General features: G+C 41.0%; 2 protein-coding genes, 6 pseudogenes and 1 CRISPR repeat array. Of the genes and pseudogenes, 7 read left to right on the top strand and 1 reads right to left on the bottom strand.

What is annotated here, in order from left to right; all coding sequences use genetic code 11:
• From cas5c to ACQYAD_RS02535, 7 genes and pseudogenes are all read left to right on the top strand, one after another.
• A pseudogene (gene cas5c / locus ACQYAD_RS02565) lies at nucleotides 1-502 on the top strand (type I-C CRISPR-associated protein Cas5c); the annotation flags it as partial.
• Nucleotides 487-2340: pseudogene (gene cas8c / locus ACQYAD_RS02560) on the top strand (type I-C CRISPR-associated protein Cas8c/Csd1). The pseudogenes cas5c and cas8c, both read left to right, overlap by 16 nt.
• A 67-nt stretch (nucleotides 2341-2407) precedes the next feature.
• Nucleotides 2408-3217: pseudogene (gene cas7c / locus ACQYAD_RS02555) on the top strand (type I-C CRISPR-associated protein Cas7/Csd2).
• 22 nt (nucleotides 3218-3239) lie between these two features.
• A pseudogene (cas4, locus tag ACQYAD_RS02550) lies at nucleotides 3240-3874 on the top strand (CRISPR-associated protein Cas4).
• Nucleotides 3871-4906, top strand: a pseudogene (cas1c, locus tag ACQYAD_RS02545) (type I-C CRISPR-associated endonuclease Cas1c). The pseudogenes cas4 and cas1c overlap by 4 nt, the downstream one beginning before the upstream one ends.
• 9 nt (nucleotides 4907-4915) lie before the next feature.
• Nucleotides 4916-5204, top strand: a pseudogene (gene cas2, locus ACQYAD_RS02540) (CRISPR-associated endonuclease Cas2).
• A 1625-nt stretch (nucleotides 5205-6829) separates the two neighbouring features.
• A CRISPR array of direct repeats spans nucleotides 6830-10165; the repeat unit is 32 nt; unit sequence GTCGCACCCTGTTCGGGTGCGTGGATTGAAAT.
• Nucleotides 10166-10635: 470 nt separating this feature from the next.
• Nucleotides 10636-11662 (top strand): IS630 family transposase gene (locus ACQYAD_RS02535; RefSeq protein WP_430235185.1). Its coding sequence is split into 2 segments (ribosomal slippage): nucleotides 10636-11108 and nucleotides 11107-11662, totalling 1029 coding nucleotides; the frame shifts between segments, so codons are not numbered across the junction.
• Between the two features lie 466 nt (nucleotides 11663-12128).
• Here the strand turns inward: ACQYAD_RS02535 and ACQYAD_RS02530 are convergent.
• Nucleotides 12129-13622: a peptide MFS transporter gene (locus ACQYAD_RS02530; RefSeq protein WP_430235169.1), complete on the bottom strand. Its 1494-nt coding sequence runs from the start codon at nucleotides 13620-13622 to the stop codon at nucleotides 12129-12131.
• Nucleotides 13623-13654: the final 32 nt, after the last annotated feature.

Raw genomic sequence — 13654 nt, 5'->3', positions numbered from 1 at the left:
TTGAATATGGCGGAGGAAATACGCTTGCCAACTATACATACCTAAAAGATGTTCGCTATCAAGTACGTGCCCATTTTCTGTTTAACCCTTATCGACCAGACATGTCATTTGATCGAAACGAGAATAAACATCATAACATCCTTAAACGATCTCTCCAAGCTGGAGGGAGAAGGGATATTTCTTAGGCACAAGGGAATGTCAAGCATATGTGGAACCGTGTGTTTGGTGAGGGTGAAGGTTTTTATGCATAGGTGAAATCCATTATGGAACGATGATACATGGGATTAACTATCCTGATGAAACTGGAAAAAATGAAATGGAAGTTCGCCCTCTGGAATCCTGTGATGAAAAAGGGAATTATCAAGTTTCCGCGTCCTGACCAATGTACTCAAATAAGAAAATTACAGAAATGTATCCAAAGAGTTTTACAAATATCCAGTCAGCGGATGAGCTATTCAGTCAATTAGAGGAGGGAGGGAATAAGAAATCAGCTGGCTATTGAACTTATATGAAACATACGAATCAAATTTGGATCAAGTTGAGTAGTAGAAAAGAAATCGAATGACCGGGAATTTACACTTTTGCCAATTGCCCATACAACACAAAATGCACATATTGAGGTAGATATTACAGAAGATGGCGCTTTCCATTCTGCAAGAGTGATAGATAAAGATGAAATGAACACATTAATTCCATGTACGGAAGAATCCGCAAATCGTGCCGGATCCAAAATTGCCCCTTACCCGCTTCATGATAAGTTAAGCTATGTAGCAGGTGATTTCGTTGCATATGGTGGCAAAATAAAAAAAGAGGAACCCTTTACATACTATATAGCACAACTAAAAGAGTGGGCAGAATCGCCATATGCAGTATCAAAAGTGAAAAGTATCTATAACTATTTATCTACAAGAAAACTTTGATTAAAGATTTGGTTGACGCGAAGGTCCTCTCTCGATGAGAAGGGGCATTTAATTGAAAGAGGGTGGGATAAGAAGTACGAAATCCTTTATAAGGAGAGACCAGATTTTTTCAGTTGTTACTGGAGGGCAGGAACAGTGCATTTATACGATTTAATGTTTATTCTTCTCAAAAACTTTTAACAGATGTTTGGAAAGATCAGAATTGTACGATTCTTTTATTCGATTTTATCAGAGGATTCTTTATTAGGTGCCGCGGATCTTTGCTATGTGACGGGAAATTTTATGCCTAGCACGGATAAACACGCCAATAAAATACGTAATGCTGCTGACAAAGCAAAGCTCATTTCAGCCAATGATACAAGCGGTTTTACGTTTGGGGTCGCTTTAATAAAAGCAATCAAGTGGCAAGCATAAGTTATGAGGTATCACAGAAAGCTCATAATGCCTTGAAATGGCTGATCAATCGTCAAGGTAAAACCATTGATCAGCGAGTTTTTGCTTGTATGGGGGAATGATGACCTTAATATTCCTGATGTGACCGAAGATATACTTTGCTATTGATCCTGTACCGATTGAAAAACATGGAGATTATACCAATCAGGAATTCGCGAGAGAAATTGCGAAGGCACTGGATGGTTATAAGAATGATTTATCAACGAAATCAGTAGTAAATATATTGATTCTTGATTCTGCAACTACCGGACGGATGGCCGTACTGTACTACCGGAATATGTATAAAAAGCTTTATTTGGATCGGCTAAAAAGCTGGCATTCAACGTGTGCATGGCTTCACCGTTACCGAAAGGAAGAATGGGTGACTATGCCCAGTTTTGGAGCACGAGCAACAAAAGACATAGCTTTTGCAGCCTATGGACCTAAAGCCAACGAGAAAATTGTGAAAGGACTAATGGAGCGTATGCTTCCTTGTATTACTGATAATAAGGAAATTCCTTTAGACATTGTTAAAAGCGCAATTAATCGTTCCTCAAATCCTGTATCAATGGAGAAATGGGAATGGGAAAAAACGTTAAGTATCACTTGTGCATTGGTTAATAAAAAGGAGGGGTACAATGTGACATTGGATACAGAAAATAATGAACGGGATTATTTATTTGGCCGGTTATTAGCGATTGCAGATGTATTGGAAAAGACATTAGGGTCTGAAGAAAACCGTTCAAGCGATGCAATTCGATATATGAACTCTTTTTCAAAAAATCCTGCAAGAACATGGAAAACGATTCAGGAAGGTCTGCAGCCATACCAAGCGAGATTAGGTACAAAAGCTCGATATTTATCCAGCCTTATTGATGGATTAACTACAAAATTAATTATGCGGATTTTAATAATAAACCATTGTCAGGAAAATATTTATTCAAATTATAGTCAGCGACATGAATTATATCAGAAAAAGAAAATATAAAATAGTAAAAAGGAGAAATGGAAAATGACAATTTTAGGGATACCACAAAGTTGACTTTGCTGTAGTATTGTCTGTAACAAAAGCAAATCCAAATGGAGATCCGCTCAATGGTAACCGTCCAAGGCAAAATTATGATGGCCATGGTGAAATTTCAGATGTTGCAATTAAACGAAAAATCAGAAATCGTTTGCAAGATCTGGGGGAATCTATTTTTGTGCAATCAAATGACGGAAATATAAGATTTAAAAGCTTAAAGAAAGCTGAAGCAAACCCGGAATTATTAAAAATATTAAAATCGAAAAAATTCCTCCAGTGATGAATTTGCTACAGTTGCTTGTAATGAATGGATAGATGTAAGAAGTTTTGGACAGGTTTTTGCTTTTAAAGCTGCTGGTAGTGGAAGTGGAGTTTCGGTTGGTGTGAGGGACCGGTTTCTATCCATACTGCAACCAGTATTAATCCAATTGATTTACCAGTATGCAAATAACGAAAAGTGTAAATTCCGAGCCTGGGAAAGAAAAAGGATCAGATACAATGGGGATGAAACATCGTGTGGATTTTGGGTTATATGTTTTAGGTAGTATTGACGCATTTGCTGAAAAAACAGGCTTTACAAATGAAAATGCAGAAAAAATGAAACAAGCTCTTGTTACACTTTTTGAAAATGATACATTGTGCCGCCAACCAGATGGAAGTATGGAAGTTCACAAGGTATTTTGGTGGGAACATAATTCGAAACTTGGACAATACTCATGGCAAAAGCTCATCGTTCTATAAAGATCGAATCTAAAATTGACGAACCGAGATCTTTTGAAAAATATTCTATCACAGTTGAAAATTTAGAAGGTTTAGAAGCTGGATCATCGATGGTTTATAATGAAGAAAAATGATTATTTTGAATGCTTTCAGGAATCCAACATTTTCAATTTTGTAAACGACAATGGGCACTAATACATATAAGCAGCAATGGGAAGAAAATGTTCGGACGGTAGAAGGACAGCACCTTCATCAAAAAGCGGATCAGCCTTTTATTCGAGAAAAACGTGGAGATAAACTTATAGTTCGAGCAATGCCAGTTAGGTCTAATGAGCTGAAGATAACTGGAATTTGCGATGTTGTCGAATTTATTCGAGATGAAAAAGGCGTTGAAATTAGTGAGTCGGAAGAAGAGAAGATGTATGCGTATCCTGTTGAATATAAACGGGGCAAACCCAAACTGGACGATTCAGACGTATTGCAGTTAACGGCACAAGCGATTTGTATAGAGGAAATGCTATGTTGTGAAGTTAACACCATGGGCTATATGTTTTATAATGAAATCAAACACAGGATAGAAGTGCCGTTAACGCAAGAATATAAAATGAAAGTAAAGTCAATCGCTGCAGAAATGCATGAATATTATGGCCGAAGATATACACCCAAAGTGAAAACAGGTACATTTTGTAAAAGTTGTTCCCTTCAAAATCTTTGTTTACCGAAGCTAATGAATAAACAGTCTGTGAAAAGTTATATTGATGGGAAGGTCAGGGAATGAAAAAACTATTAAACACGTTATTTATAACGCAACCAGATGTTTATTTATCACTAGATGGGGATAATATTATTCTTCTTAAAGAAAAAGAACAGTTAGGCAGACTTCCGCTACATAATTTAGAGGCAATCCACTCTTTTGGATATACTGGTGCAAGCCCGGCATTAATGGGTTACTGTGCTGAAAAAAACATTTCTTTAGTTTTTTTCACGATTTAACGGCAGATTCCTTGCGAGAGTTATAGGGAAAAGTAAAGGGAATGTTGTGTTAAGGAAGAAACAATACCGAGTATCTGATGATGAAGTAGTATCTGCTAAAGTGGCTCGAAATTTTATTGTTGGGAAAATTTTCAATAATAAGTGGATACTTGAAAGAATAACGAGAGATTATCCATTGCAGTAGATGTATCTCAATTCAAAGAGGTTTCACGGCGTTTATCGGGAATAATCCTTGATGTTAGAAGTTGTGAGGATTTAGAAAGGTTAAGAGGTCTTGAAGGACAAGCAGCAATTAGTTACAACAAAGTATTTAATCAAATGAATTTTGCAACAAAAGGAAGATTTCTCATTTCAATCCCGTTCTCATGAGCCTCCTACTGATAATGTGAATGCCATGCTGTCATTTGCTTATACTTTATTGGCAAATGATATGGCGGCTGCTTTAGAAGGTGTAGGCTTGGATGCGTATGTTGGTTTTTTGCATCGAGACCGTCCAGGCAAGAACCATTTTTAGCGTTAGATCTAATGGAAGAACTTCGTGGTGTCTATGCTGATCGGTTTGTTTTATCTTTAATTAATAAAAAAGTTGTTGGTAAAGATGATTTTCATAAAAAAGAGAATGGGGCTGTTATTATGACAGTCGAATCCGATGAAAGAAGTTTTTAGCAGCCGGCAAAAGAAAACAGTAAAAGATACGCATCCCTACCTTGGTGAAAAAATCTCTTGGGGGCTAATTACCTCATGCGCAAGCGTTATTATTATCTTCGTTTTTTAGAGAAATGACTTAGATGAGTACCCACCATTTTTATGGAAGTAGGTGGAGATTATGTTGGTACTAATCACATATGATGTGAGTACGATTAGCAGTACTGGACAAAAGAGGCTGGAAAGGTCTCGAAAATTTGTCAAAAATACGGGCAACGGGTACAAAATTCCGTATTTGAATGTGTTGTTGATTCAACTCAATTTGCAACTTTAAAAATTGAACTTGCTAATGCTATTGACGAGGAGAGAGACAGTCTTAGGTTTTTCAATTGGGCAATAATTACAGAAATAAAGTAGAACATTTAGGTATTAAAGAATCAGTGGACGTAGGAGGTCCGTTAATTTTTTAGGTGCGAATGTAAAGCGAACGCGTTAGCTTAAGAGGTTCGCACCTAAATTCTAGATTCTATCTCTGGTTTTTGTGAAAAATAATTGTGTCCTCTAATAACTTTGGGGAAAAGGTGTTTGTGATCAAAAATTTCCAATAAATAGGGGTTTTGGGGTCAGAAATCGCTGTCGCACCCTGTTCGGGTGCGTGGATTGAAATTCGTCCTATTGATATTAGTAACTATTTATATTTGGTCGCACCCTGTTCGGGTGCTGGATTGAAATTTAGATGATCGTTTTTAACTACCATTGTGATCTAGTCGCACCCTGTTCGGGTGCGTGGATTGAAATTACCGTCGTATAAAACAACCCGGAAAACGTCCCCAGTCGCACCCTGTTCGGGTGCGTGGATTGAAATTCGTCTTTTTGCCTTCTTTTTTTTTTTTCGTACCAGGTCACACCTGTTCGGGTGCGTTGGATTTGAAATACCGTAGAGTTATAAATGCCGTGATTGTAATGCGTCGCACCCTGTTCGGGTGCGTGGATTGAAATTTTGATGACTACGAACCAGAAATTAACTACGGAGTGTCGCACCCTGTTCGGGTGACGTGAATAGGAATATTTACTTTAGCTTTAATTCATCTGTCCAGTGCTGTGCACCCTGTACGGGTGCGTGGATGAGAAATAGGAGATAATTTTTCAGAGAGTATCTTTCAATTTCGTTGGCACCCTGTTAGGGTGCGTGGATTGAAATGCAAATTACTATGCTATAAATTTAGCACGTTAAGTCGCACCCTGTTTCGGGTGCGTGGATTGAAATCGTGTAGGCTTGCTGTTCAATTTGGTAATAAGGTCTGTGACCCTGTTCGGGTGCGTGAATAGAGATGAGAAAATCATATCTTTTTTTGATTCGGCAGCAGCGGTCGCACCCTGTTTCGGGTGCGTGGATTGAAATACCTAAACCCTCAAGCAATTCTTTCGTCTTACGGGTCGCACCCTGTTCGGGTGCGTGGATTGAAATTATTCCCATGATATGAAACCATTCATAGAAGTTGGTCGCACCCTGTTCGGGTGCGTGGATTGAAATGTGCCTGCAAACTCTTTTAGTTGTTGATACATAAGAACTTGTCGCACCCTGTTCGGGTGGTCGATTGAAATGTTGGATCAAAGGCATATCACATACGCCACGTTGGTCGCACCCTGTAGGGTGCGTGGATTGAAATCTCCTCGAATAATCCTTTATCAGAGATATATCGACGTTGGCACCTTGTTCGGGTGCGTGATTGAAATCCCCATAGTCCGATAGGATTAATCAAAAATCCGTGTCGCACCCTGTTTGGGTGCGTGGATTGAAATCAAAAAACTTTTTAGTAGTATGAAACCTTCGACAGTCGCACCCTGTTCGGGTGCGTGGATTTGAAGAAAATGGGAAGCTAAGTGATCCGTGTGTGTCTTAGTCGCACCCTGTTCGGGTGCGTGGATTGAAATGACAATCAGTACCTGTGGCTGAATGAACCAATAACAACCTTGTCCGGGTACTGGATTGAAATGAACTCCATATGTAGCTGATAATCCCAGAACGAGGTCACACCCTTTTCGGGTCGTGAATGGAAATTTCCTTAATCCACGTATTTGCTGGGTTGGAACAGGTCGCACCCTGTTCGGGTGCGTGGATTGAAATCTCTTTGGCATACCAATCATTTGATTGTGTAGGTGTCGCACCCTGTTCGGGTGCGTGGATTGAAATATCTTATCATCCGAAGCATAGTTAAATGTTTTCAGTCGCACCCTGTTCGGGTGCGTGGATTGAAATCCCCATAGTCCGATAGGATTAATCAAAAATCCGTGTCGCACCCTGTTCGGGTGCGTGGATTGAAATATGAGAAGATACAGTCATCCCAAGCGGCAGACTAGTCGCACCCTGTTCGGGTGCGTGGATTGAAATCTTAATATGTCGCACCCTGTTCGGGTGCGTGGATGTCGCACCCTGTTCGGGTGCGTGGATTGAAATCTCTGTGAACATTTGGACTGCTCCACCTCTGGCGTCGCACCCTGTTCGGGTGCGTGGATTGAAATTGGAATAGCCTTGCGGATTGTTTCAAAATGTTTCAGTCGCACCCTGTTCGGGTGCGTGGATTGAAATCACATCCCGGCACCCGATAAATATCGCGAGAAAAGTCGCACCCTGTTCGGGTGCGTGGATTGAAATCGTAAGTGAAAGCTACCGTTACACCCTTTACCGCCGTCGCACCCTGTTCGGGTGCGTGGATTGAAATATCGTAATCAAGGTCTTTGATTGCCTTGCCTGTTGTCGCACCCTGTTCGGGTGCGTGGATTGAAATTGAACGACCGCTTGAAACTGTCCGATTTTAGCCAGTCGCACCCTGTTCGGGTGCGTGGATTGAAATAAAAAATATTTAATGCGGTAGCCGAACAACAACTGTCGCACCCTGTTCGGGTGCGTGGATTGAAATAACGTAGGAGAAGCAACATATTGAATAATAGGTTGTCGCACCCTGTTCGGGTGCGTGGATTGAAATTGGAAAGAAACGATATCGAAATTGTCTGATGAGGGTCGCACCCTGTTCGGGTGCGTGGATTGAAATTCTTTTTTGCAAAATAAAAAGCACCCATTAGCTGGGTCGCACCCTGTTCGGGTGCGTGGATTGAAATGATCATCATCACAAGATATTGTTTCGAAATAGACGTCGCACCCTGTTCGGGTGCGTGGATTGAAATAAATAATCTTGCAAATCTTCCATATCCTGTGTAAGTCGCACCCTGTTCGGGTGCGTGGATTGAAATATAAGGGTGACCCAAAAATGTCCGACCCCTGGAGTCGCACCCTGTTCGGGTGCGTGGATTGAAATTAAAAGATTTACCGTATTTTTTAAATGATTCTTGTCGCACCCTGTTCGGGTGCGTGGATTGAAATTCACTAATCGCCGGCTGAAACTTATGAAAATACAGTCGCACCCTGTTCGGGTGCGTGGATTGAAATAACAATCTATCTTCTGATCGACAATTAAGTGCAGTCGCACCCTGTTCGGGTGCGTGGATTGAAATTTGTTGGAGTGGTAAAGATGGAATAATCACGGCAAGTCGCACCCTGTTCGGGTGCGTGGATTGAAATCTTGATATAGTCCAATATTTGATCTGATGCATCTCGTCGCACCCTGTTCGGGTGCGTGGATTGAAATGAATTTATCCAATAACTTGTACAGGTCGCGAACGTCGCACCCTGTTCGGGTGCGTGGATTGAAATTGGAATGCAAGACAGCATCAGCTTATCTAGCAAAGTCGCACCCTGTTCGGGTGCGTGGATTGAAATTGGAAAGAAACGATATCGAAATTGTCTGATGAGGTCGCACCCTGTTCGGGTGCGTGGATTGAAATAAATGTATAGGAAGCCTCTCCGTTACTGCCCAAAGTCGCACCCTGTTCGGGTGCGTGGATTGAAATTGGCTGTGTAACTAAATTTGGATAGCCGGTACGAGTCGCACCCTGTTCGGGTGCGTGGATTGAAATAACATAAGCAAGGACGTCTCTAAGCATTTGATCGGTCGCACCCTGTTCGGGTGCGTGGATTGAAATCGCAGGTGCAAGTCGTTGCCTGTGACCTGCTAGAGTCGCACCCTGTTCGGGTGCGTGGATTGAAATACTCATGTCAATCAACCTCCGACATGAATGTGATGTCGCACCCTGTTCGGGTGCGTGGATTGAAATAAATCCAAACGAATTGATGGTAAGACCAATTCAAGTCGCACCCTGTTCGGGTGCGTGGATTGAAATATCGTAATCAAGGTCTTCGATTGCCTTGCCTGTTGTCGCACCCTGTTCGGGTGCGTGGATTGAAATGAGAGGGCGAACTAGTCAAATGGAATCGTTTGACGTCGCACCCTGTTCGGGTGCGTGGATTGAAATAAGGATGACAATATCCAAAACAAATAGCAGAGAGGTCGCACCCTGTTCGGGTGCGTGGATTGAAATAAATACTCATATCAGAGTATCACGCGGCTGTTTTAGTCGCACCCTGTTCGGGTGCGTGGATTGAAATAACAATTTCATGCACCGGAATTGGATGGATCAAGGTCGCACCCTGTTCGGGTGCGTGGATTGAAATTCTAACCTCCTTAATTTCGCAATCCAACAGCTACTGTCGCACCCTGTTCGGGTGCGTGGATTGAAATCATAGAATACGATCCTTTTATCTGTTGCAAAAAGGGTCGCACCCTGTTCGGGTGCGTGGATTGAAATCAAGCCAAGGAAATGTGCTAGCGGTTGCGGACTTGTCGCACCCTGTTCGGGTGCGTGGATTGAAATTGTCTGCCCCTGTCGGTGTAGGCGCTTGTTGGCGTCGCACCCTGTTCGGGTGCGTGGATTGAAATGAATAGTCTTGAGCATTTTGACGGAAAAGAAGCGGCGTCGCACCCTGTTCGGGTGCGTGGATTGAAATGATTCAACCTCGACAAATGAATGAGTGCCAATAAGTCGCACCCTGTTCGGGTGCGTGGATTGAAATAATAAAAAATATGGATATCAAATAAAAGACTGGGTCGCACCCTGTTCGGGTGCGTGGATTGAAATCGAAAGAAACGGTCTTGCGTAAAAGAGTTTTCGTCGTCGCACCCTGTTCGGGTGCGTGGATTGAAATAGCCACGCGTTGTTGACGTGCCTGTGCTCATTAGTCGCACCCTGTTCGGGTGCGTGGATTGAAATAACAAGCAACGATCCAGCAACAAGCGCCGATCACACGTCGCACCCTGTTCGGGTGCGTGGATTGAAATTTGGACAACATTATTCTTTGGAGGTTGGGTTGCAGTCGCACCCTGTTCGGGTGCGTGGATTGAAATACTTATGGTGTTTGTAACCTCACAACAGTCAATGTCGCACCCTGTTCGGGTGTGTGGATTGAAATAATCCCCTATAACGGGTCATCTGTTTTGTTACATGTCGCACCCTATTCGGGTGTGTGGATTGAAATCTATATCGAAAACTACGAGAGTACCAAAATTACTGTTTACCCTATACGTGGTTGAAACGAATCATTAAACTAAATGATTGCTGCTTCATTTTCATATCTACTACGGGTGCATGGATTGAAATCATAACAGGTTATCTGCTTTATTCGGTGCGTGGATTAAAAATAAAAAGGGTTATTTTATTGTCTCACAGTAAAAATTCATAGTTTACAAAAAAATGTTAATTATAAGAAGGATATCGGCTGATTATTCTGCACAAAAAACGATGAGTGAAAACGTATTCATAATTGCTTAAGTTTATAGGAAAGTTAGTTTTTATATCTCGTATGCTGCGGCCTTAATTATACTACGAGTACAAATGATTGCTATATAAATGGAATTAAAGGATTTTAAGAAAATTTGTCCAATTCTTATAGGTAAATAAAACCTTTAGGAAGGCGGACACATAATGAAAATCCTTCAAAATGAAAACATGGATTCAATTCAGGAAGTTAAAGCTTGTATGCATGGTTTAAGGGATCTACGGATGTTTAAACGTTATCAGGCTATCCTCATGCATTTAAAAGGACGGACTTATGTAGAAATCGCTGACCTTTTAGAATGTACGGAGCAAACTATATATAACTATGTTCGAGCCTATAAAACTAACGGTTTGGAGGGATTAGTTCCCGGACAATCTCCCGGACGCCCTTGTCAACTAACAGAGGAACAAGAAAAGGAACTCTATCAGTTAATTGTTGAAAAAAAGCCAGCTGCTGTTGGATTTCCCGCAGAAATGAATTGGACTTCATTTCTTGTTCGCGATTGGATTAAGCAAACATTTGACATTGTTTATACGGACCGGGGTGTAAGGAGATTGTTGACTCGTTTGGGATTTAGTTACACAAAACCAACGTATACCCTAGCAAAGGCTGACCCCGAGAAACAGGAAGCGTTCAAACAAGAATTTGAAACGATTAAAAAAAATGATGAATGACGAAATTGATCGAATTCTGTTTCAAGATGAATCCATGATCAGGGACTACCAAGCTTTAGCCAATACATGGTTTCCTAAAGGGCAACAAAAAGTGATACCTACTTATGGAAAACATCACGGGGTTAAATTAATTGGTACCCTCGATTACGAAACAGGCGAAGTGTTTGTCACAGAAGAAGAACACTATGATGCTCAAGTTTTCCTATCTTTTCTTGAAAAAGTTGTAGTCAGATACAAGGGTGAGAAGATTGTAATGATACTGGATAATGCTAGAATCCACCACTCGAAACTGATTCAACCTTTTCTCGAAGCCCATAAAGATCATCTGCAACTTGTTTTTCTCCCACCATACAGCCCAGAGTTAAACCTAATTGAAGGACTGTGGGGATGGTTAAAAAAATCAATTATTTATAATGTTTTTTATAAAACGGTAGAAGAAATTAGAGTGGCTGTCCAGACATTCATTACACAAATCAATAAAGACCCTATGAAAATCGTTAATCGTCTATGTCTTAAGCTTTAACTATTGACTCAATTACACCTTTAGCCAGATTGCCAGGATCGGATTGAGCAATAAATAGCCTAAAACGATATTCGACAAACTCCGATGATTGCAGGTATATTGTGCTTAAATTTTGTAGAATATTGTCATTAATCTAGGAAATCGTTACAGAACCAAATTGTTTAGTTCCATATATATAGTATATTTTGTTTTAACCGGCATTGCAGTTAAGACGAAAGCATAGGGAATTATTACATAGAAGGATTAAGCGATTGCTATAAAAGTACTCTAAAATAAACAGAACTATTTTAGGCTAGGCAACTAGATTGAGAATGGAAGTAGTAGAATTATAATCATTGTTATAAAAATTCATGATTAATCGTTTGTAATTTAAAAAGGTATTTTTGGAGGAACGAATAGTAAAATCCCCTCGCAAAGTAGTAAGAGTTGCGAGGGGATTCATGTAATCCATTAGTATATAAGTCGTTTATTTTATCCCTTTCATAAACCCCTGAAGTTTCGGTGAAAGGGCGAATAAAATGATGCCTAGCACGATGGATGCTGCGCCGATGACGCCGAAATAGGTCATTTCGGTTGCGGGGGTGTAGAATTTAACGAGCTGCGCATTGAGCGCTTGGGCAGCAGCGTTGGATAAAAACCATAGGCTCATGGTTTGCGCTGAGAAAGCGGCCGGGGCTAGTTTGGTTGTTGCTGAGAGACCGACCGGTGACAAGCTCAACTCCCCGATCACAACAATAAAGTAACTAAGCACAAGCCATAATGGATTGACGAGGGCATCCTTGCCGCCAATGTAGGCTGGTAACAGGATGACCAGGAACGATAATCCCGCAAACAGCAGCCCAAACGAGAATTTTTGCGGAATCGTTGGGTTGCGATCGCCCAATTTCACCCAAATTGAACCGATGATCGGTGCCAGTATAATGATAAACAATGGATTTAATGATTGGAACCAGGCTGGTGAGATATGGATTCCGGCAAAGTCCAGCTGGGTACGTTTATCTGCAAAATTTGCAAGAATGGTTGAACCTTGTTCTTCAATCGCCCAGAACATCACAGATGCAATAAAAAGTGGAATATAGGCGATAATTCGCGGACGTTCTTCACTAGTTGTTTTCGGGCTGCGATACATGACGACAAAATAAATGATCGGAATAACAAATCCTAAGATTCCAATAAGGGTAATAAAGGATTCCACAGTTAAAATACCTGCAGGGATCGCAACTGCGATGAGAATGGCAAGAAGAACAACCCCAATTGCAAATTGAGTAAAAACCTTTTTCTTTTCTGACGGTGAGAGCGGATTGGCAACAGTCGTTCCAGCCAGTCCTAAACTTGACTTCTTTGTAAAAACGAAAACTAAAAGTCCAAGGAACATCCCGATGGCAGCCAAGCCAAAGCCTAGGTGGAAATTATATTTCATTCCGATTGTTCCGACAATTAACGGTGAAATAAAGGCTCCAAGGTTGATCCCCATGTAAAAAATGCTGAACCCTGCATCGCGGCGAACGTCTTTTACACTATACATTTCTCCTACAACCGTCGACACGTTTGGTTTAAGCAAACCGGTACCTAGCACAATAAGGATCATAGAAACAAAAAACATCGTAAAGCTTCCCGGAATGGCCAAGGCGATATGGCCAAGCATGATGAGGATTCCGCCATAAAATACGGCTTTCGACGTACCGAAAATCCGGTCAGCCAGCCATCCGCCAATAACTCCGGACATGTACACCAATGATCCATAAATAGACATAATGGCAAGGGTAGTTTGCTGGTTAATCCCAAGACCACCTTTGGATACTTCGTAGTACAAATAATAAACTAGAATTGCTCTCATCCCATAATAAGAGAAGCGCTCCCAGAATTCTGTGAAAAACAGTGTAAATAACCCTTTAGGATGTCCGAAAAACCCCGTTTGTGGGACGCTTTCCACAATTTTCTGTTTATTCAGGTCTGACATCATACAACCTCCTTTTTTCTATATCATACTAT

Source organism: Neobacillus sp. SM06, from assembly GCF_050496765.1.
GTDB lineage: Bacteria > Bacillota > Bacilli > Bacillales > Cytobacillaceae > JAEVLT01.
Note: the sequence above shows the minus strand (reverse complement) of the source record. Positions and strands in the feature narration are given on the sequence as shown.

Coding starts and splice junctions, on each gene's coding strand:
- ACQYAD_RS02530 (WP_430235169.1), bottom strand. CDS start 13,622: ATGTCAGACCTGAATAAACAGAAAATTGTGGAAAGCGTCCCACAAACG.